The sequence below is a fragment of the Paraclostridium sordellii genome (genome assembly GCF_000953675.1).
GTDB classification, from domain to species: domain Bacteria; phylum Bacillota; class Clostridia; order Peptostreptococcales; family Peptostreptococcaceae; genus Paraclostridium; species Paraclostridium sordellii.
The window spans coordinates 1522472-1544034 of the sequence record NZ_LN679998.1 but is presented as its reverse complement, the minus strand read 5'-3'; the positions used below and the strand labels follow the sequence as shown (position 1 = coordinate 1544034).

Annotated in this window: 19 protein-coding genes; 2 read left to right on the top strand and 17 right to left on the bottom strand. The window is 28.1% G+C overall.

Features of this window, described 5'->3' with window-relative positions:
• Positions 1-193 precede the first annotated feature (193 nt).
• The 5 genes from ATCC9714_RS07505 to nikA form a co-directional block, all read right to left on the bottom strand.
• On the bottom strand, positions 194-1114 hold the full coding sequence (locus tag ATCC9714_RS07505; RefSeq protein WP_057574276.1) for an ABC transporter ATP-binding protein: 921 nt from the start codon (positions 1112-1114) through the stop codon (positions 194-196).
• Positions 1101-2090 carry an ABC transporter ATP-binding protein gene (locus ATCC9714_RS07500; protein ID WP_057574277.1) on the bottom strand — a complete coding sequence of 330 codons (990 nt, stop codon included), beginning with the start codon at positions 2088-2090 and terminating at the stop codon, positions 1101-1103. The genes ATCC9714_RS07505 and ATCC9714_RS07500 overlap by 14 nt, the downstream gene beginning before the upstream one ends.
• A 31-nt stretch (positions 2091-2121) precedes the next feature.
• The gene (gene nikC, locus ATCC9714_RS07495; protein ID WP_057574278.1) at positions 2122-2955 is read right to left on the bottom strand and encodes a nickel transporter permease; all 834 of its coding nucleotides are present in this window, start codon (positions 2953-2955) and stop codon (positions 2122-2124) included.
• Between the two features lie 4 nt (positions 2956-2959).
• On the bottom strand, positions 2960-3892 hold the full coding sequence (nikB, locus tag ATCC9714_RS07490) for a nickel ABC transporter permease (RefSeq protein WP_057574279.1): 933 nt from the start codon (positions 3890-3892) through the stop codon (positions 2960-2962).
• A 106-nt stretch (positions 3893-3998) separates the two neighbouring features.
• A complete protein-coding gene (gene nikA / locus ATCC9714_RS07485) occupies positions 3999-5603 on the bottom strand; it encodes a nickel ABC transporter substrate-binding protein (RefSeq protein ID WP_057574280.1) in 1605 nt (534 codons plus the stop codon).
• A gap of 294 nt (positions 5604-5897) precedes the next feature.
• On the opposite strand from nikA, the gene ATCC9714_RS07480 reads away from it, so the two are divergent.
• Together ATCC9714_RS07480 and ATCC9714_RS07475 are read left to right on the top strand one after the other, a co-directional pair.
• Positions 5898-7265 carry an MATE family efflux transporter gene (locus ATCC9714_RS07480; RefSeq protein WP_057544905.1) on the top strand — a complete coding sequence of 456 codons (1368 nt, stop codon included), beginning with the start codon at positions 5898-5900 and terminating at the stop codon, positions 7263-7265.
• A gap of 79 nt (positions 7266-7344) precedes the next feature.
• The gene (locus tag ATCC9714_RS07475) at positions 7345-8181 is read left to right on the top strand and encodes a MerR family DNA-binding transcriptional regulator (protein WP_057544904.1); all 837 of its coding nucleotides are present in this window, start codon (positions 7345-7347) and stop codon (positions 8179-8181) included.
• A gap of 65 nt (positions 8182-8246) precedes the next feature.
• On the opposite strand, the gene ATCC9714_RS07470 is transcribed toward ATCC9714_RS07475, so the two are convergent.
• The 12 genes from ATCC9714_RS07470 to ATCC9714_RS07415 all read right to left on the bottom strand — a co-directional run bounded on the left by ATCC9714_RS07470 (position 8247) and on the right by ATCC9714_RS07415 (position 21134).
• Positions 8247-9377, bottom strand: coding sequence for a serine hydrolase domain-containing protein (locus ATCC9714_RS07470; RefSeq protein WP_057544903.1), 1131 nt, complete (start codon positions 9375-9377; stop codon positions 8247-8249).
• 252 nt (positions 9378-9629) lie between these two features.
• The gene (locus tag ATCC9714_RS07465) at positions 9630-11111 is read right to left on the bottom strand and encodes a hypothetical protein (protein WP_057544902.1); all 1482 of its coding nucleotides are present in this window, start codon (positions 11109-11111) and stop codon (positions 9630-9632) included.
• A 419-nt stretch (positions 11112-11530) separates the two neighbouring features.
• Positions 11531-11758 carry a hypothetical protein gene (locus ATCC9714_RS07460; RefSeq protein ID WP_021124428.1) on the bottom strand — a complete coding sequence of 76 codons (228 nt, stop codon included), beginning with the start codon at positions 11756-11758 and terminating at the stop codon, positions 11531-11533.
• Positions 11759-11824: 66 nt separating this feature from the next.
• Positions 11825-12943, bottom strand: coding sequence for a hypothetical protein (locus ATCC9714_RS07455; RefSeq protein ID WP_057544901.1), 1119 nt, complete (start codon positions 12941-12943; stop codon positions 11825-11827).
• Positions 12944-13066: 123 nt separating this feature from the next.
• A complete protein-coding gene (locus tag ATCC9714_RS07450; RefSeq protein ID WP_330374718.1) occupies positions 13067-13333 on the bottom strand; it encodes a type I restriction-modification enzyme R subunit C-terminal domain-containing protein in 267 nt (88 codons plus the stop codon).
• Entirely contained in the window at positions 13323-15398 is a 2076-nt protein-coding gene (locus ATCC9714_RS07445; protein WP_057544900.1) for an FtsX-like permease family protein, read from the bottom strand. Before ATCC9714_RS07445 ends, ATCC9714_RS07450 begins: the two co-directional genes overlap by 11 nt.
• A 2-nt stretch (positions 15399-15400) precedes the next feature.
• Positions 15401-16147, bottom strand: coding sequence for an ABC transporter ATP-binding protein (locus tag ATCC9714_RS07440; protein WP_057544899.1), 747 nt, complete (start codon positions 16145-16147; stop codon positions 15401-15403).
• A gap of 39 nt (positions 16148-16186) precedes the next feature.
• A complete protein-coding gene (locus tag ATCC9714_RS07435; protein WP_057544898.1) occupies positions 16187-16582 on the bottom strand; it encodes a hypothetical protein in 396 nt (131 codons plus the stop codon).
• 153 nt (positions 16583-16735) lie between these two features.
• Positions 16736-17755: a sensor histidine kinase gene (locus ATCC9714_RS07430; protein WP_057544897.1), complete on the bottom strand. Its 1020-nt coding sequence runs from the start codon at positions 17753-17755 to the stop codon at positions 16736-16738.
• A complete protein-coding gene (locus ATCC9714_RS07425; protein WP_057544896.1) occupies positions 17752-18417 on the bottom strand; it encodes a response regulator transcription factor in 666 nt (221 codons plus the stop codon). Before ATCC9714_RS07425 ends, ATCC9714_RS07430 begins: the two co-directional genes overlap by 4 nt.
• Before the next feature lie 703 nt (positions 18418-19120).
• On the bottom strand, positions 19121-19888 hold the full coding sequence (locus tag ATCC9714_RS07420) for an HNH endonuclease family protein (protein WP_021124417.1): 768 nt from the start codon (positions 19886-19888) through the stop codon (positions 19121-19123).
• A 4-nt stretch (positions 19889-19892) separates the two neighbouring features.
• The gene (locus ATCC9714_RS07415; protein WP_077065672.1) at positions 19893-21134 is read right to left on the bottom strand and encodes an AAA family ATPase; all 1242 of its coding nucleotides are present in this window, start codon (positions 21132-21134) and stop codon (positions 19893-19895) included.
• Positions 21135-21563 lie beyond the last annotated feature (429 nt).

Sequence of the window (21563 nt, the reverse complement as noted above, 5' to 3'; positions counted from 1 at the left end):
AGCTGATAGAATCATCCCTAAAATACAACCCGAGGATAGAGTTTGAGGTTATATAGCAATCAGACGAAACGTTAAAGCCTGTTCTTTAGGCTTTCAGTGAAGGAAGATGCTATATAACCTCAAACTCCCCACGCTACAATTACTTAGATACTCTTATACCTAATATAATAATATAAATTTCATCACAAAGTTATTATGCATAATGGCACGCAACTTTGTGCCCCTCAGATACTTCAACAAGTTTTGGAGAATTTTCTTTACAAATATCTCCAGCATTTATGCACCTATTAAAATAAGGACATCCATCTATACTCTCACAGTTATTAACTTCTTCTATCACATCATCAAACTTACTTCTATATTGATATGATGATGCTAACAGCCTTTTCGTATAAGGATGCTTCATTTCATAAAAATCTTTTATATCTTCTATATGCTCCATAATCTTTCCCTTATACATAACCACTATTGAATCTGATAAATAATACACTGCTTCTAAATCATGAGATATCAAAATATAAGTTAAATCTAAATCTTTCTTAAGATCTGATAATAAATTTAGAATCTGTGCTTGTATTGAAATATCTAGGCTACTTAAAGGTTCATCAAGAACTAATAGACTAGGACTTAATGCCAATGCCCTTGCTATACATATACGTTGCAACTGACCTCCACTAAATTGGTGTGGAAATTTATTTTTATCACTTATATTCATTCCAACTTTTTCTAAAAGATCTTCTACTCTTTTTATTGTATCTTCTTTTGATAATTTATAAAAATTACTTAATGGTTCTCCTATAATTTCTAGTACTGTACTTCTTCTATTTACTGCTGAAAAACTATCTTGAAAAACCATTTGTAACTCTTTTCTAAGTAAATCTTTTCTTTTAATATCTCCTACTTTTTTACCTTTAAAAACTATACTTCCATCTGTAATATCTTCTATTCCTAATATCATTTTACCTAAAGTACTCTTTCCACATCCACTTTCTCCTACTAATCCTACACACTTACCTTTTTTAATATTTAAACTAACTCCATCAACGGCATATAGTTTATCTTTATTTTTTAATTTATATACTTTTTTTACTTCATTTATATTAAGCAGTTCCACAACTATATGCCCCCTCCTCAAAATGAATACATCTTACCTCGTGATTTTTATTTACTTTAATACTAGATATTATGTTATCTTTACATTTTTCATTTTTTATATTACATCTATTATAAAATTCACATCCACCTCTTCTTTCAAATAAATTTGGTGGTGTTCCCTCTAATACAGCTAATCTTTCTTTAGAAAAATTAGGTCTAGATGATATTAATCCTTTTGTGTATGGATGTTTTGGACTTGTCATAATTTCATTTAGGGGTGCTTTTTCTACTATACTTCCACCATACATTACTAGTACTTCATCTGCTAATTCTGATATTACTCCTAAATCGTGGGATACTAGAATTATTGAAGTACCTAAATCCTTTTGCATTTTAGAAAGTATTTTTATTATTTCGTATTGAACTGTTAAATCAAGAGCTGTAGTTGGTTCATCAGCAATTAATACCTCTGGTTCAAGTGCAATTGCTATTGCTATCATTATACGCTGTAGCATACCACCACTTAGCTCAAAAGAATAACTATCTAATACATTTTTAGGATTTTGAATTTTCATCTTATTAAGAATATATATGGCTTTTTTTTCAATCTCTTTTTTAGACATATTTTTATGAGTAGTAAGTGTTTCTATAAAATGATATCTTATAGTTCTTAGAGGATCAAAGGCGCTCATTGGATTTTGTGTTATTAGTGCAATATGCTTTCCCCTAAATTTATTCATATCTTTATTACTTCTATAAGGAATTGGTGTTTCTCCAAAATAAATATCTCCATTTATAATCCATTTTTTATCTTCTAAAAGTCCTAGTATTGCAGAACATGTAATAGACTTACCACTACCACTTTCTCCTATAATTCCTATAGTCTTTCCCGGGTCTAAGTCAAAACTTACATCCTTTACTGCTATTAGCTTTTGATTTTTATGAATTAATTCAATTTTTAAATTATCAATTTTTAAAACTGAATTATCTCCCATGTTTAAAATCCCCCTATAAAATTAATATTTACTAACTAACTACCTCTTCTAAAGTATCTCTTAATTTATCTCCTATTATATTTGTACTTAAAACTACAAGTAAAATCATAATACCTGGCCAAAACATTAGCATTGGGTTACTATGCATAAATGAACGTCCATCATTTATCATCATCCCCCACTCTGGCAGAGGTGCCTTAACTCCAAGTCCTAAAAAAGAAAATCCTGATACTGCTAATATTGTGTGACCAAAATCAATTGTTATTATAGCTAATACCTGTGGAAAAATATTTGGCAAAATAGATTTAATTAAAATTTTTATATTTGATGATCCAGCTAATTTGCTACAAGCTACATAACTTAGCTCTCTCTCCCTTATTGTCAAATTTCTTGATACTCTTGCATACCAAATCCATTGGACACAAATCATAGCTATGATAATATTTTTTATACCCGGACCTAAGAAACTTACTATTACTAAGGTTAAAACTAAACTTGGAAAAGAGTATAATACATCACATAATCTCATAATTATCATATCTATTTTTCCACCTTTAAATCCGGATAACATTCCTATAAATATTCCAAAAGTTGATGATACTGCACATGCAATTAAAGAAAATCCAATGGTTGGTCTAATCCCATGAACTATTCTAGAAAATATACATCTGCCCATATTATCAGTACCCATAGGATATTCTATTGATATAGGCATAAATTTTTTTGTAAGTTCCATTTCCAAAGGATCATGTGGTGCTATGATAGGTGCAAAAATTCCTGCTATTATTACTATAATTATAAAAATAAAACATAATAGTGTTAACTTGTGTTTTAAAAGATTTTGTGTAATTTCTTTTATATTCATACATCTATCCTTCCAATCTTATTCTTGAATCAATGCTTGCACATGCTAAATCAGCTAAAAGATTACTCAAAATAAATATTACTGCCATAAGTATTATGTATCCTTGAATCATAGGATAATCTCTTTGTGAAATTGACCCAACTATTACACGTCCAAGACCTGGCCATGAAAAAACATTCTCAACTATCACACTTCCTGATAGCATTCCTCCAAAATTCATTCCTAGAGAAGTTATTGTCGGTATCAAAGAATTTCTTAAAACATTATTAAATAATATCTTTCTTTCACTTATTCCTCTTGCCCTAGCATAAGTAACTGATGGTGACTTCATGTTTTCTAGTAAACTATTTCGTAATATTCTCGAGTAAGTTGGAATATATCCAAAGGCTAGTGTTATTGATGGTAATATAATATTTGATAATTTCTCAGCTCCTGCCACTGGTAATATACCTAATTTTATTGAAAAGAATTGTACCAATAAAAATCCTAGCCAAAATGTAGGCATGGACGAACCAACAAATGCAAATATACGACTTAAATTGTCCACTTTTTTACCTGGGTGAATTGCTGAGTACATACCCAGTGGAATACTAATAACAAATATCCACAATAGTGATGTAGCTGCTAACATCATAGTATATTTTAGACCTGATAATAACTCCTCAGATACTAAGTTTTTAGATATATATGATGTTCCTAAATCAAATTGTATTACGTTTTTTATCCAATCAAAGTATTGAACTATTATTGGTTTATCTAATCCTAGATTTTTTATTGCTATTTGTATGTTTTTTTCAGTTACAGGAATATTTGCATTGGTTAAATATGCTGTTGCTGCATCTCCTGGCATAATTCTAACTAAAAGAAATGCTACTACTGAGATTCCAATCAGTATGGGTACTAATGTAATTAGTCTTTTTAAAACATATTTCTTCATTATAAGTCCCCCTGTCTTATAATTAAAATAAACTTAAGCTCTAGTATTAATTTTATATAACTAGAGCTTAAGTTTATTTATACTTTAATCTAACTATGTATCTATCTTATTTAGACTCTCTAGTAACTTCTTCAATTGGTATGTAGTAAAGTGTATTAAACTTTATTCCAGTTAAATCTTTATCGCATGCAACCAATCTTGTAGTCTTAGAAATTGGTAAGTATACTGCTTGATCATGTAATGTTGTTAGTATATCAGTGTATAGATTTTGTCTAGTCTTTTCATCATTTTCAACTATAACCTTACCTATTTTTTCATCTAATTCTTTCTTCATAGGAAGTCCCTTTTGAGCTTGATAATCTGCATACCCATCATTTTTCATAGAAGCTACTAATGTATGTGGATCATATGGATCTCCCCATGTTTCAGTTATAGTTATGTCAAAATCACCACTCTTAGTCTTATCAATTAAAGCTTGTCTTTCTTGAGATTCTAAGTTTATCTTTACACCCATCTTTTTATATTCACTTTGTAGTACTTCTCCTAAAGATTTGTATATGACATTATCTCCATCATAATAAAAACCTAATTCTAGTTCTTTTCCATCTTTAGATCTATACTCTTTACCTTCTTCTAATTTCCAACCAGCTTCATCAAGCATTTTTCCTGCTTTTTCTAGGTCATATTCATATTTTTCTAAATTGATATCACAATAAGGAACATTTTTATCAAATAATGTGTCTGCCGGTTCTTGCAATCCATAAAATACATGCTTTGAAATAACTTCTTTATCTACTCCGTGTTGTAATGCTTTTCTCACTTTTAAATCTTTTGTAGGTCCATTAGTAGCATTTACGATTAAAGAAACTGTACTTAAAGGCTGTGAAACTTGAGTTTTAAATCCACTTGATTTCAACTCATTAAATGCATCTGGTGATAGCCTACTTTCAACGTCAAATATCATATTAACTTCTCCAGCTTTTAGAGCATTTACGGCAGTGTCACCATCTGGAGTAACTACCATTTTAACTTCTTTAAACTTTGGTTTTTCTCCCCAATAATCTTCATTTCTCTCAAGAATAGCATACTCTCCTGCTTTATATTCTTTTAGCTTCCACATACCTGTACCTATTGGCTTTTTTATTTTTTCAGATGTATCTCCATCATCTGGAAATGATGCCTCAGCCATTATTCGAACTGGTCTAGATAAAGCAAGTTCTTGTAAAACTGGATAATATGACTCTTTATACTTTATTTTTACTGTATAATCATCTACTACCTCTACAGATTCCATTAAATTAACTGACTCCAAGAAAGAATGAGCATCTTTATTTTTTAAAAATGCATCAAAATTCTTCTTAACTACTTTAGCATTAAGTTGTGAACCATCAGTAAAATTTACATTTTTTCGTAAGTAGAAAGTGTATTCTTTACCATCTTCTGAAACATCCCATTTTTCTGCTAATGCAGGCTTTACTTCCCCTTCTTCAAAAGTAGTTAATCCTTCATACAAAAAATTTTGACCATACATAGGACTATATCCATGTGCATTTAAGTCTCCAATGTCATTAGCCGTTGCTATTACTAGCATATCATTTTTTTTGCCTTCTTTATCTCCCCCAATATTTGATGAACTGCATCCAATCATGCTCGCTGTAATTAAGCTTACTGTTAAAAATAAACTAAGTTTCTTTCTAATACCCCTTATCATAATGTATCCCCCTGAATATATTTTTGCATAACAAAAAATACCACAAAATAGCATTCTACTTCATGTAGAAATTTCTACCTTCATGGTATCTTCTGTATATCTATCCTATTAATTTAAGTATATTGAATATTCTGTAAAAAATCAACAAGTTACGTGAATAGTTTAATTTTAAGCTAAATCAATATATTCTTCGTGTATTTCTTATTCATAAGAGTAATATAAAATTATCTATTGACCTTGAAGTTACTTCACACTTTATACTACTAACTATAGTCTGATTATGGAGGTAGTAATATGAAAGAAAACATATTAAAACAAGGTAGGATTTCAAACTTATTTATAAAATTCTCAGTACCAGCTATCATAGCAATGGTAATAGCAGGTATGCAAACTGTTATAGACGGTTTATTTTTAGGAAACTTCATAGGTTCAAACGCTATGGCTAGTGTTAGCCTAGGAGGACCCTATATACAGTTTGTTATAGGTTTTTCAATGCTAATAAGTGTTGGCTCTTTAAGTTTTATGGGTAGAAGTTTAGGTGAAGGTAATAAAAAATTAACTCAGGATATTTTTAAAACCTCATTTATATTACTAAGCTTAGGAGCTATTTTCTTTTCTTTTATAGGTATTGTGTTTAGTAAAAATATTGGCTTAGCCTTGGGGGCTAATGATATTTTAATAGATGATGTTTCAAAGTATATAAAAGTAATTTCAATATGTATATTGCCAATGTGTTTAGCTTTTTTAATTGGATTTGCAGATAGACTTGTAGAAAAACCTGATTTATACTTTAAGGGTATGATTGTAAGTTTAATAGTAAACATTACACTAAATTATATATTAATAAAGAAGCTACAATTAGGTATATTTGGTGCTGCTCTTGCTACTGGTGTTTCATACTCATCTGTATTTATTGTAGTTGTACCACCAATGTTAAAAAAGGAAAATGTAATAAACTTATTTGTAGGAAAGTTTAATAAAGATACCATAATTCCTGTTGTGTATAATGGCTCATCTGAGGCAATGTCTGCACTTGCAACTGTTGTATCTGCATATTTATTTAATAATGCATTTATGAAAATTGCTGGTGAGTCAGGAGTTGCAGCTTTTACAAGTATTAACTATATATCTCAATTTGGAATGCTAACAGTGTTTGGAATTGCCGATGGTATAACATCTATAATAAGTTATAACTATGGAGCAAATCAATTTGATAGAGTTAAATCTATATTAAAATTATCAATAGTTGTATCTTTTATAGTTTGTATAACTACATTTATAGTATTGTTCTTCTTTAGTGATAATTTAATTACTATGTTTATTGGTTCTGATAAATTTGTAGTTGATTTAGCTGTAATTGGATCTAAGTTATATGCTTTTTCATTTATTTTTAATGGATTTAGTATAATATATTCATCATATTTTACAGCTATAGGATATGCTAAGGAGTCCATAATAATAGCCTTAAGTAGAGGTTTAGTGTTTATAGTAATTGGTATTTCTATATTGCCTAAGTTCCTAGGTATAAATGGTATTTGGCTTACAGTTCCTTTTGCTGAGGTATTAACTTGTATTGTATCTTTTTATTTAATGAATAAATATAGATTACCATCTACTAATACTAGCATAGGAGAGTTAGAGTATGCTAATACGAAACAATAATATATGTTATAAGTAACCATATTATAAGAGGCATCAATAGTTATGTCTCTTGTAATATTTTTATAAAGGAGTGATATAGATGAAACTTTCAATAGGTGAAGTTAGTAAAATTTTTAATATAAGTAAAGAAACCCTTAGATATTATGATAAAATCGGTATTTTAAAGCCTGAGGTTAATTCTCAAAATGGATATAGATATTATTTATTTAAACATTTAGAGAAGTTAAGCCTAATACTTGGAATAAAGCTGTTGGGCATTTCTTTAGCAGATATTAAGCAAACTATAGGGAGTGAAGATTTAAATGAATATAAAAACCTAGTATCAAAGCAAGAAGAAATACTTAAGATAAAAAAGAAAGAGCTTGAACACTTAGAGTATAATTTAAATAAAAGTAAAAAAATATTAAATACAGTAACCAATTTTAAAAATGAGTATAACTTTGAAAACTTAAAAATATCAAATCAAAATTATAGTCTTTATGCATTGGATATGAAAAAATTACTAAGTTCAAACATTTGTCCCATTGGTACTATGTCTTTAGAAAAAGAGTTGTCTTACTTAAATGAAGAAATAAATGATACTTATATTTATTTATATAATATTATTGAAAATACTAATGTATACGAAAATGAAAACCTCTTATTTATAAAAGAAAACCCTAAAAATATTGAAATATTAAAAAAGTATTTAAATAACGAAGACATAAATTCTATAAAAATAGATATACATGAAAGATGTGTTTCTGTTAATTTTTACGGTACGACTAAGCAAATAAACGAGTACATACTATCTCTTAACAAATACTTTAATTGTCCTAAGAATAATATGGCTTATGTAAAATATGAATTTTATTTACCTAAGAAAACTGATGATGTAATGTATTTTGTCAATATAAATTTAAATGTCAGCATCTAAATGTAATATTCTAAAATAAATTAAATAAAGGTATATCTCTATTTTGAGATATACCTTTTCTATGCTTATATAGATGATACACTATCTACAATGGACCTAAATAATTCAACCGTTTTTAATTCATGATCAGTATCCATAAAGCCAGGGTGCGCACTTGTTTTTACAATAATGACATTCCTATTTGGATTAATATATATCCATTGACTATATATACCTATAGCCATAAATTCTCTCTCTTCCCCTTCTGGTACCCACCACTTATATCCATAACCAAAAGCGCTATAAGAATCATTATTTGAACCTGGTCTTAAATGATGTTCGCTTGTATCTATTGAATCTTTAATCCAATTAGAAGGTATAATTTGCTCATTATTCCATTTACCATTGTTTATGTATAATCTAGCAAAACGTGCATAATCCCTTAGTGATATACTTAAGCCTCCCATTGCAAGTTCTTTATTATTACTTAGTGTCCAATATGCATCTTTTTCCATACCTATACGTTTCCATATTTTCTCCTCTAAATACTCGCTTAAACTATATCCAGTAGCATTAGTTATAACCTCTCCTATTATTTCTGTATTTATACTTGAATATTTTCTTACTTTACCTGGTTTAGTATTTGTTTTTAGTTTTGATATATATTTAATAGCTGGCTTTCCAAGTAGCATAGAAATTGACATTTTACTCATATCAGTATCTTCGTCAAAATCAATTCCCGAAGACATCTGCAGGCAATCTTTTATAGATATTTTTTCTAGTTCAGTATCTTTTAACTCAGATACATATTTTCCTATAGGGTCATTTACACTACTTATATAGCCTTCACTAATTGCTATTCCAAGTAATGAAGATACAAATGATTTGCAAACTGAGTTAGATGATAATAGGGTGTTTTCATTTGCTCCTAAAAAATAATTTTCATATTTTATTTTATCATCATGAATAACTATTAACCCTGTAGTATTTGTTTCCTCTATGAACTTATCAGTAGAGAGTTTTTCTTCTTTAAATTGAAAATTATTAGGTAATGGTTGCAATTCTTTTTCGAAATAAAATACTTCAGACCCTTTGCTAATTTTTTTAGATGGTTGAATTTTATACATTGTTTGAAAACTGTTAGCAAGATTATCTTCTTTAAAAGCTAATAATGAATTGTACAACAGTTTAAGTTTTTTAGGTAATATATTTATCATTCTTATTTCCCCTTTTATTTAAATAATTTTAATTGAGCTTTGTATCACAATTAAAATTCTAAGGGGTGAAGTAACTTCAATGTCAATATAAATTTTATGTTTTAATTGTTTAGTTAAATAAAAAACACATTGATAAAATTATCAACGTGTTTTGTTTATTTCAGTGGTAGATACGAACCTCACAAATATATCCCACAAATTATTTATTTTCAGTATATAAAGTTTTTTCATATAATAATACTTACCAATTATCTAGTAAATTATAATATCCTGAAATTCACTCTTACAATATATTTTTTGCTTTTCTATTTCTTTTTCTATTCCTTTTACTAATACTAGATAATGATTTATATAACCGTTTTTCCTGTGTTGAAAATTCTTTTTCACTATATTTTCTTTTATTGTATTTTTACTATCTAAGCTATACCATAAGTTCCATATATCCAAGTCTTCTATATTATCATACTCTCTTTTTAGAATTTCTATATAATCATGATATATATTACTTTTCTTAATTACTTTTTTTCCAAACCTACAAATTTCAATCTCTGATTCTTCAAGATAATTATTTATATCTATATTATCTCTATCAACTTTTATAAAATAAATCTTGCCATAATTATTTATAACTAAAACATGGTCATAGCCTATGTTATTATTCAAATACAACTTGACTATATTAAATATCTTCATCATTATACTAAATTTCTTCCTAACAAGACTTTTGTATATAACATCTAATTCAGATTCTTTAAGGTTATAGTTTTTATGTACTCTATTCCTTACTAATGATGTCTTTATTATTATTGAATCCTTAACATATTGTGCTTTACTCAATTTATTTTTTGATATTTTTTTATCTTTTACGTCATCACTACTATTATATTCTATTTCAAGCTCTATTGCTCTTTTTAATCTCTCTATTGAATCTATATATGGTTGTGATATGTATTCTAAATTAGAAGATACTACTTTTAACTTATCTTTATCTTTATTTGATAATTCATGCCATCTATCTATTACATCAATGTGTTCATACATACCTTTTTTTTCTAATATATCAGTATAGCATTTGTATACTTTTCCCATTCCATAAATTTTTTCTCCAATTCTACATAATATAATTTCATTTGCTTTTAAATCTATCTTTTCTTTATATTTTTTATTCTTTGTATATATGCTTCCTTTACTATCTATTATTAGCATTGATTCATAGTTTAGATTATTTAAAAGTCTAGATTTTATTATATCTCTTAAAAATTTAGTATATATATAATCTTTATTTTCTAAGGTACTATGTATTTTATTTAAATTAGATATAGTAAAATAGTAACCACTTCTAACTCTACTTTTGCATATATCCGTGTATAACTCTATTCTCTTTTCATTATATTTCTGAATTCCTACCCGCTTAACATTGTCTACATTAAAATCTATACAATAATTAAACTTTTTACTCACATGTTTATTGTATAGTGCTTTTAAATATACAGATACTTTGCCTTTTATCTCTAGTGTATCACCTATAGATAATTCTTCTATCGAGTTAAATTTAGATTTTGGGTACCATAAATGATCTGCTAAAAATTCATTATTATCTTTATTTATAACTTTGCTAAGTAAAACTCTTTCTTTATTTTTAAATTTATTCTTCTTGTTACTCTCTTCAATTTCTTTCACTATTGAAACTACAGTAACTTCTTTACCTAAATATGGCTCTAATGCATTCCTCATGTACTTCATTCTCCACCTTTTGTAAACTATATCTTACTTAATTCTAGCTATTGCTTTAATTTATATACTTGCTTAATTAAATTAAACATATATTCTATATTTTCTTCATACAACCTATGTAAATCAATCTCTTTTAAAAACTTATTTTCCACCTTAATCTCTGATAATGATATTCTATATAGATCCTTTATTTACCAATAATTATATCATTTATTTTATCATCAATAAAAGAAAAGACCACATTGGATACAACTTCAACATGGTCTTTATATATGATTTCTAATATTTCTTAATAAAAATAAACAATAAATTAAATATATATTCTATATTTTCTTCATTGCCTATCCTCCTTATATAAGAGTTTCATCACATTAAAAGAAACTATACCTTATAAGGCATAGTTTCTTTAATATTATGATTTAAAATCCATATTTATTCTCTCTTTGCTTAAATGCTTCTCTTCCACCCTCTAAAATTTCACAAACATGTTCTTTTATACCTTTACTTTGTAAAACTCCACTTTCTTCGTTGTTAGTAAAACTATATTCTAAAGGCCCTGTTACATACTCAAATTTATACTTTTTATTTTCTTTTGAGTGTACTTTTCCTGATTGATTTGCAACTATTACTTCATCTGAATCAGACAATACACATTTATAATCTTATTTACTACTTCCTTAAGCCTTTATAATCTGGTGTATTTATTTTATAAATTATTCTAAGCAACTATCTATAATTTCAGATAAAATAAGTATATATTTTTTTACCAATGTTTTAAAATCCTCAACTGTAGTATTTTCATCTACATCTATTTTTACATATGCTATTTGATTAGAACCATTGTAAGGCTTTATTCTTTCATCATTCATCTCAGATATCTTTTTATGAACCAAAACTTTAATCAAATTCCTTTTATTGATATATTCTTCATAATCTTCTGTGTTTGTTTTTTCTCTGAGTTTATTTTTCGGAATATACGGTCTTGTCTCATAATGTAATGGTAGTGTTATCTTATTATTAAAAACATCAAAAGAAGGTTCTATATGTATATCATAGCTATTTTTAGTAACTTTATAATTACCATCAACTAAATTAGCTGTATCCTCTCCTAACCAACTATCTTTATATATCTTTGTATAAAAATTTACTCTTCCACTTCCTACTATCTTCCCAACATCACTTACATTTATCCCTTCTATATCCTTTATACCTTTAATAATATTTTTAAACTTTATAAAAATTTTTTCACTATCAACATTTAAGTTTAAGCATTCTAGTAATTTATCATTTTCATTAACTTCTAATCCACTATAAAATTCATTCATTATAATTAGGAAATCTTTGTATATTCTATTTAATGTATTATCTTCTATTTCTATATTTATTTTTTCTAATATATCTTTGTATGTAATATTCTCAAAGCTATTTCCTGTAGGTATTTGTTCTGGTATAAGTGTTAAAAATATAAATTTTGTTTCAATATGCCTATTATTATTATTAAATATCCTATTATTTGCTAATAATTCCGTAATACATTTTTCGTCGCTATATCTTAAAGTTTGATTAACTCCTTCTTCTGCTTTTAATTTATTTTCTATAACTACTAATGTAGAAGTATTTTCTCCTTCTACAGATACTACTATATCTGGTATCCCCAAAGATGTTGCAACTCTAGCATGTGCCTTGACGTTAATATTTTGTATACATTCTATTTTTACTATATTTCTTAAAAAGGAATTTCTAAATACTTTAGACTCATTTATCAAACCTACTATAAGGTTACTTATTATATCTTCTTTATACTCAATCCCTAATAACTTTATTATATTCATTTATACATCTCCCATATCTAAATAATAAAAATACCCTAACTTAAATATTAAATAAATTAGAGTATTTTTATTATAATTTATTTCTATCTCAACTTAATCAAACTATCGTTTTTCCTCTTAATATCAACTTATATCTAATGTATTTGCCCTAATTTCATTTATAGTCATAGTCAATTTATTTCTTTCCTCAACAAGATTTTCAAATAAATCAATTATGCCACCTACAGTTCTAAACGGATCTTCCATTAATACTCTATTATCCTCTATAAATCCATTCTTAACAACATAATCAACTATAAGTTTAACAAAGTGTATTTGCTTATAATTAAAGCTTTCGTTGTTTAAAAACTCAGAAAAAGCCTCATTCGCAGCATTTCTATCAAGCCCTATTCAATACTTCCCTTTTATATGCAATATAAGTAACAAAAGCATAAATACAGTAGATTATCATGAATAAAGCAATAGTAACTACAACTGTCAAAACAACAAGTGTCTTGATTGAATAAAAAACTGGTACATCAAATGCAATAACTGATAAGGTACGCGTAATAACTGAGATTAAACCTCCACCCAATAATATTGCTGGAATTAAAGGTGTCGAAAAATAAAGCAATATATGATTTCTCAATGTCTTGTTCAAAACTTTGTCTGACATACCCAAAGTTTTGAGCATGCTATAGTGCTCAGCATTCTTGTTATTTTCACTTATTAGTTGAACAGACAGTATTACTGTACCAATAATGCTAACAATCAAAGCCAGATAAAAAAATGGCAATATCAGAACTATACTCTGGCTGGTGGTTTGCGCTGCAAATCTACCACTTACATAGTCCTTATCTTTGTGTATTATTCTTGTCATAAATCCATCATCAACAGATTTTGTTATATTATGGTTTATAATTTCCAGCTTATCAAACTTATTTCTGAATGTATTAAGATACTCACTCGATATGCTTTCTCTTGTATTAGCAACATAAAGACTGTATACAACATCAAGTGAATCTATCAATTTATCAGGTACAACAAGTACATATTCTTGACCATTTCCATACCCACCATATTGTGAAATATCATCTTTATATACACCTGCACATGAAAGATCCTTATTAGCTAAGGTTAATTTATATCCGTTATAAATATATTCATCATAACTGTCTTTCAAATAGGGCATACAGTGAATTATAAAACTTCTTTCGTCCATTTCTATAGCTTCTAAGCCAAGTATCTCTCTCAACGCAGAATAATCACTGTATTTCATAAATGTGTCATATTGATTTTCCATGAATATGTAATCTTCTGGTGATAAGTCATTTCTTATCTCAGAAAAATATTTAGAAAGTACATTATTACGAACTTCCATAAATGTTTTATCATGGTCAGTATACAGACTATATATATGGCTTGAGTCAATTTTTGCTGTATCCGATAAGTATTGAGTGTATTCAGTAAAATCATATTGTTCATCCATATGTAGGATGGATATATCAAAAGCATGTAAATCTATGGATTTTTCCATAGTGTTATAAAAAGACATCCCCACACCTATGCAAGCAATAGATAGTGTAAAAAGAGCAGAAATAAATCCTAATACTATACTCATACTATTAATCTTTGAAGTTAATAATCTGTATAAAAGTAAATGAGTTTTTTTATATTTCCAATGCTTGTTCTTTCCAAGTATTTTATACATAGTAGGTGAAACCCCAATAAATAAGAACACTTGACACAGTACCGCTAGTAAAAAGCCTGTAAACATATCAGATATGTTTCCTGTTGGCAAAGAGAATAAATAAAAACTAGCAACCCCACATATAATTGAAATATAGAACATCCCAACACCTATCCTTAAATCTTTAACACGTGTCGTTTCATTTTTATCTTTATAGTAAATTAAATCAATTAACTTCATTTTTTTAAGCTTTTTGTTACTTCCAATCAAAGCTATAAGATATATAATGCAATAATAAATCAAAGTCATCCCAGCAGCTTGTATAGAGAATCCAGCCGATAGAGAATAATTGCCTCCAAATACATTTATAACGATTGCTTCAAGAATTTCAGCAATAAATACGCCCAAAATCCAGCCTACAATAAGTGAAGCTAACCCAATAATACAATTTTCCAGAAAGAACATTCTTATAATTTGTTTTTTATCAATTCCCAAAATCATATATGTACTTAATTCTTGGCTACGCTTTCTCAGCATAAAATTCATCATGTAGCCAACAAACCATCCTAAAATAATAACTACTATAAATGAAAATATAATAATCATATATCCCAGTTCATTGTCCCCCGTCTGTGAAATCATTTTGGAAAGTTCTTTAATAGCATCAGAAAATACTAGAGCATTGAAACCATAAATCAATGCAACAGCTCCAATAATGGAAACGAAATAAAGTAAATATTGACCAGCCTGACGCCTTGCATTACGAATAGATAATGTTCTCAACATAGTTAATTACCTCCTACAAAGGAAAGAACATCTAGAATTTCATGGTAAAAGACTCTATTGGATTTTTCACCTTTCCTAATCTCATTAAAAATCTTTCCGTCTTTTAAAAACAAGATTCTATCAGCATAGCTAGCTGATAATGCATCGTGGGTAACAAGAAGGATAGTTGCTCCAAGTGATTCATTAATATGTTCTAATAGTTCCATCATTATTTTAGCAGACTGAGAATCTAAAGCACCCGTAGGCTCATCTGCCAATATTAGTTTTGGTTTGGTCACTACTGCTCTTGCAGCTGCACAACGCTGTTTTTGACCTCCAGATACCTCATAAGGGAACTTTGAAAGTGTGTCACTTATTTGTAAATGTTGTGATATCTCCTGAGTTCGTTTGTCTACTTCTTCTGGTGATAGTCCTTTTATTGTGAGAGGAAGAGCTATATTTTCTTCTATTGTAAGTGTATCAAGTAAATTTGAGTTTTGAAAAATAAAGCCCAAGTTATCTCGACGAAAAATAGCAAGGTGACTTTCTGGCAACTCCGTAATATCATTGTTTTCTAATAAAATCTTGCCTGCGCTTACCGTGTCTATTGTTGAAATACAATTAAGTAAGGTTGTTTTACCTGAACCTGAAGCCCCCATAATACTTATAAATTCGCCCTCATCTACTTCAAAACTAAGATCATCAAGTGCTTTAGTCAAAATCCTTCTATTCCCATAGTATTTTTCTATATTTTTAACTTCTAAAAGCATAATTGTATTCTCCTTTCTTTCCTATAGTCCTAAAATAAATTAAATAAACACTCCATTTTTAATAATTACTGTTTTATCAGAGAAATTAAAGATATATACATATTCAATAGATTCTGATACCTTGATTGAAATCGAGGACTCATTTTGAGAAAATAATTTTTTTACGCTTCCTCCATATGTTGTAATTACCTGTTGCAAATTTCCGATTTTATCATAAACAGTTTCTTCTTTTGGATCTAACTGAACTACATTGAAATTTGGTGGAGCCGTAAATTTAACTTCTGTTATAATTTCGTTTTCCTGAATAAAGTTGGCATGTTCTGACTTCAATGATACGCTTATCCCAAGGTTCAAAAGATCAATTGACGTTAGCATAACAAGTATTACTGAAATAGCCGAAATCAGAATAACTATTTTTTTGATAGTTTTTTTCATGATTTATTACCTCCTAATTTTATGTTATTTAATGATATAAGTTATCTAATAATACAACTATAGCATCATTAAAAACTAAGAAGTATAGAAGTCACTTGCATTTATCTTACGATTTTGTAATTTAACTTAATATAAAAAGCAGCACAATTTATATTAGCGCTGCTTCATTAAATCTAAATTTTCATCTTTTGGGAAAGATAAAATGATTTCAGTGTATTTGTTCAGTTCAGACTTAGCATTAATGCTTATACCAAGTTTTTGACTTAATTCCTTACAAAGATAGAGGCCTATTCCAGTGGAAGTTTTAGAATTTCTTCCATTGCTGCCTGTAAATCCAATCTGGAATATTCTAGAAATCTCGCTTTTTTTAATACCTATTCCATTATCTTTAATTGCAAGTTCTATATTGCTTCCAACCTCGTAGGCTCCAATAGTAATTTTAGGATTATCTTTTTTATATTGGACGCAATTTATTATAATTTGGTTTAATATAAAAACAATCCATTTTTTATCACAATAAACTGTATAGTGTAAATTTGAAGTATCAACTCCAAAATTATTTGTGATTAGTAACTTCTTGTTTTTAGCCAAAACCTCTTCGATAATATCAGTAAGCGAAGTTTCCTTAATTATGTAGTCTTTTTCAACATGTCCTAGACGAGCATAATAAAGTACCCGCTCTACATGTCGTTCAATTTCTTCAATTTGTAAGATTTGTTTTCTTGTATATTCATTTTTGTTGTTCTCGCAAATTAACTTCATCCCAGTAATCGGAAGTTTTATTTCATGAACCCATTGCTCAATAAATTCTTGATATTCACGTTGTTTACGTTCTGCTTCAGACACATGCTCTGCCATAGATTTCATTGACCGCTTCATTATAGAATAGTATTCCTGCTCTAAAACAGTTGATGGTTTATCCAACATTTCAACAAATAGATATTTTTTGTCCAAAGAATCCATGATACAATGTATTTCTAAAACTTTCTTTTTTTGTTTCCTGTAAATAATCGTTAAATAAATAATAAAAATAAATGCCCAGCATACCAGTATCAAAATTAATTCATCCATTTTTCTTCTTGTTAGATATATAAACATTGATAATAAAACAGCACAAGATAAATTTAATACAATTACATAAACTTTATCTTTAATAAAATTACTAAACGTCATATTTTATATCCCATCCCTCGTTTTGTTTGAATGAAATCTTTAATACCAATGATTTTCAATTTATCCCTAAGTCTTGTCATATGTACACTTAGTGTATTGTCATCAATATGAATATGGTTATCCCACAGGAACTCAATCAATTCAATTCGAGGAACAACTTCACCACAGTTTTGAAACAAGTAATATATAATTTTCAGCTCAGTTTTTGATAGCTCTACTACTTCACCATTATATTCAACATTTGCTGATATAGGATTAAGTATTATTCCATTATAGTATATACGTTGATTATCAGCTCTCTCTGACCGTTTCAATAAAGACTTTATCCTCGCTAAAAGTATTGGAAGATTGTATGGTTTTGTAATATAATCATCCCCACCCATTGTTAATCCATTTAGTTCATCCATTGTATTATCCCTTGCAGTAATAAAAATAATAGGAACCTTTGAAAAATGTCTGATTTGACGACATATGAAAAATCCATCCTGAGTAGGTAAGTTTACATCCAGTAATATTAAATCTGGATTAGATTTTTTAACAGTATCAGTCACATTACCGTCTAAGTTCGGGACTGTCGTTTTATACTCAGCATTTTCAAGAAATTGTACCAGTTCATCCCTAATCACTCTATCGTCCTCTATAATTAATATATTTTCATACATCCCATCACCTCTCGTAAATTTTATCTCTTCACTTATTTTAAGGTTTTTCTGCATTAGCTAGGATAAACCTTAAATTACCATTATTCATTATTGCAATATTGTAAAAAACCAATGCTCAGGAATACTATATCGATCAACAGCTTCTTTTTGTTATCATGCAGTTAATAATAACTCCTTAATAAGTATTGTACTTGGTTTACCCACGGGATACAATGCTAAAAAAGTGAATAATCTTAATGAATCATTTTTCATGAATTTCACTGGTGTATACGATTTAAATTTAACTTTTTATTTAATACCCTCTATGTCCCTTATAATTTCTAAAATGAAATCTAGTAATGCTCTTTCTACAACGTTTTCTCTGCTTTAACAGCAATTATTGCAGGTAACTTATTTCTCAATTTCCATACTATAGTTATAAGTTATATCTCCTTTTATTATATATTCGAGAATAACATTATTTTTCTCCCACTACAACTCTCTTACCATTCAGGGAAAAATACAAAATCAGAATAAAGCATAAATGTTAAAAATAAGATATGACTTATTAAAAAATGTATGAATTGAATTTTTAATAAGTTTTTTGTAATTCATACAATAAAAAACACATTGACTAATTAATCAATGTGTTTTCTGTGGATTTCAATGGTGGAGACGATTCGCAGGAATCATATCCACTACTATCATTTATGTAAATAGTATATTAATCTAAGGTACTAAAAAATTCAGATACAATTTTTTTAGCCTTAGTAATTACATCACTTTTGAAAACATAATTTTTAACAAACCCAGAATACTTTTCATTAGGTTTACATAATTCTTCTATAAGTTCTAACGATTTTTTTAATTTATTTATCCTGATGCTTCTTTGTCTTTCAGTTCCACTAGACTCAATTTCCTTAATGTGATATTCTAAATCATCTTCATATGTGGCTAATGTATATAGTAAATCAGCTCTAACTCTAAATAAAGACGGTGAATTTAAGTTACTAATTACATTTAATGTATTTTCAGATATATCCTTATTCGGAGATGTATCTGATGTTACCATTTTTAAAGTTTTAAAATCAAAATATCTATCTGGATCAGCTTCTGATGGATTAATAATCACGCTATTTAAAGTATCATGATTTGATTTTGATCCATTACAATTTCTGCATATTGGAAGTAAATTCGACCATTCAAATGTTAAGTGTGGATATAATGATTTAGGTGCAAAGTGTTCTACCTCAATATTCCCTCCCTCTGCTGGTTTACATTCACAAAAAACACATTTCATATAACTTGAGTCAAATAATATAGATTGTATATCTCGATGCTTATAGTTCTTTAATAATTTTTCCTTTTCATCCCTCGGTATCTTCTTATATGAACCATACTTTTTGACAGCTTCCATAAGATTATTAGTCCATTTTTCTTTATTATCTAATAATATTTTAGGTGGCTCTGCCTGCTTATTTATCTTTATCATAAATCTAATCCTTTAAACTTAAAGACGCCTGTTTTATTTTAAGTACAGATATTATAGTATCAGAGGGATGAGCTATTTCTTCTAGTTTATCTATAATATGAGATAATCCTTCAATATTGGCTTCATTGATATATTCCATTCCTTTTTCAACCATTCTGAAGTATTCCTTATTATCTAGACTTTTCACGCCCATTAATTCACTTAGAATTTGATCTGTATTCCATCCTGAATATTTATCTTTTCTTGGATATAAATCAAGGTTAGTGTTTTTTTCTGGAACAACTATTATTTCGCCTTCTTTTGCAGATGCTATTAGATGTGGTGAGTGTGTCGTAACTATAAATTGTAGTTTAGGAAACATCACTTCTAAGCTATCCCTTAATATTAGCTGCCATTCTGGGTGTAGATGTACATCTAGCTCATCTATTATAACTGTTCCGGCTGCATTTTTCACTAATTTATCATCTTTTTCATTAGTTGCTTCTATCCATTCAAATATAGCTAATACCATCGATAGTATAGATTGAAATCCTGTAGATAATTCTTCTAAATAACATTCTTTATCATTTATAGTAAATACTGGTTCTAAATCTTTTTCGATTTTAATAAACCTAAATTTTGAGTCTTTAGGAGCTAATGTATCTATATTTTTTATTAGCCAGTCCCAGTTGCTTTTTTCTATATATGCCCATTCTTTTTCTATCTGAAAATAACGGTTTATCATCCATTGTTTTATATCAGGAAGATATCCACCATTTAAACTTGAAGGAGCATTTTGGATATACTTTCTAATGGATTCAGTTAAATTTTCTTCTCTTCTCATCCCCTCAATTCTTCTATAATCAATCTTCCTAAATGCACCTAGTACCAACGGTGCAAATTTTAATTTTTCAGCCTCATAATTGTAATAAGATTCACAACCTTCATCAGTAGGTGGCTTATCGGCAGGAATCGATTGACTTGATCTATAATCATTTCTTATATTCGCATAATTGCTAGGTAGCACACCTATTCTATTTTTTTTGTCATTTTCTATAAAATCTATCCATGCTTCAAAATTTGATTGTAATCTAGAATCTTCTAATAAATACTGTGAATAAGAGATTACTATAGCTCTTAATATAGATGTTTTTCCACATCCATTAGAGCCTATTATAAAATTAAATCTAGGATTAAATCTTACATTTAATGTTTCAAATAGCCTAAATCCCTTTACATGTAAACTAGATATATATTTCGTATTCAATCTTATATTTCCCCCCTTCTGTACATTAAAAAGTATTGACTATTTAGCCAATACTTTTTCGTGGATTTCAATGGTGGAGACGAATCTCACTGAACCCCTGTATAATCTCACTATTTTTGATATATTTTTAATTGTATATTCATTTTTAAACATCACTTCTTTTTTAATTCACTTTATTTATAAAGTTAATCCTAAACTTGCTATCAATATATTACCATATTTTTCCTTGTTATATCAACTTATTTTATTAATTTTAATTGCTAAGTAATCAATTTTAATTATAGCGAAAAAGTGATTAGTTTATAGAATCATCCCTAAATTACAGTATTTTTACGAGGAAAGAGTTTGAGGTTATATAGCAATCAGACGAAACGTTAAAGCCTGCCCTTTAGGCTTTAAGTGAAGGAAGATGCTATATAACCTCAAACT

What these genes read in the sequence shown, in the direction of transcription:
- ATCC9714_RS07500 (WP_057574277.1), bottom strand. Translation starts at nt 2,090, where the DNA reads ATGGGAGATAATTCAGTTTTAAAAATTGATAATTTAAAAATTGAATTA.
- nikC (WP_057574278.1), bottom strand. Translation starts at nt 2,955, where the DNA reads ATGAATATAAAAGAAATTACACAAAATCTTTTAAAACACAAGTTAACA.
- nikB (WP_057574279.1), bottom strand. Translation starts at nt 3,892, where the DNA reads ATGAAGAAATATGTTTTAAAAAGACTAATTACATTAGTACCCATACTG.
- nikA (WP_057574280.1), bottom strand. Translation starts at nt 5,603, where the DNA reads ATGATAAGGGGTATTAGAAAGAAACTTAGTTTATTTTTAACAGTAAGC.
- ATCC9714_RS07480 (WP_057544905.1), top strand. Translation starts at nt 5,898, where the DNA reads ATGAAAGAAAACATATTAAAACAAGGTAGGATTTCAAACTTATTTATA.
- ATCC9714_RS07475 (WP_057544904.1), top strand. Translation starts at nt 7,345, where the DNA reads ATGAAACTTTCAATAGGTGAAGTTAGTAAAATTTTTAATATAAGTAAA.
- ATCC9714_RS07470 (WP_057544903.1), bottom strand. Translation starts at nt 9,377, where the DNA reads ATGATAAATATATTACCTAAAAAACTTAAACTGTTGTACAATTCATTA.
- ATCC9714_RS07465 (WP_057544902.1), bottom strand. Translation starts at nt 11,111, where the DNA reads ATGAGGAATGCATTAGAGCCATATTTAGGTAAAGAAGTTACTGTAGTT.
- ATCC9714_RS07455 (WP_057544901.1), bottom strand. Translation starts at nt 12,943, where the DNA reads ATGAATATAATAAAGTTATTAGGGATTGAGTATAAAGAAGATATAATA.
- ATCC9714_RS07445 (WP_057544900.1), bottom strand. Translation starts at nt 15,398, where the DNA reads ATGTTGAGAACATTATCTATTCGTAATGCAAGGCGTCAGGCTGGTCAA.
- ATCC9714_RS07440 (WP_057544899.1), bottom strand. Translation starts at nt 16,147, where the DNA reads ATGCTTTTAGAAGTTAAAAATATAGAAAAATACTATGGGAATAGAAGG.
- ATCC9714_RS07435 (WP_057544898.1), bottom strand. Translation starts at nt 16,582, where the DNA reads ATGAAAAAAACTATCAAAAAAATAGTTATTCTGATTTCGGCTATTTCA.
- ATCC9714_RS07430 (WP_057544897.1), bottom strand. Translation starts at nt 17,755, where the DNA reads ATGACGTTTAGTAATTTTATTAAAGATAAAGTTTATGTAATTGTATTA.
- ATCC9714_RS07425 (WP_057544896.1), bottom strand. Translation starts at nt 18,417, where the DNA reads ATGTATGAAAATATATTAATTATAGAGGACGATAGAGTGATTAGGGAT.
- ATCC9714_RS07420 (WP_021124417.1), bottom strand. Translation starts at nt 19,888, where the DNA reads ATGATAAAGATAAATAAGCAGGCAGAGCCACCTAAAATATTATTAGAT.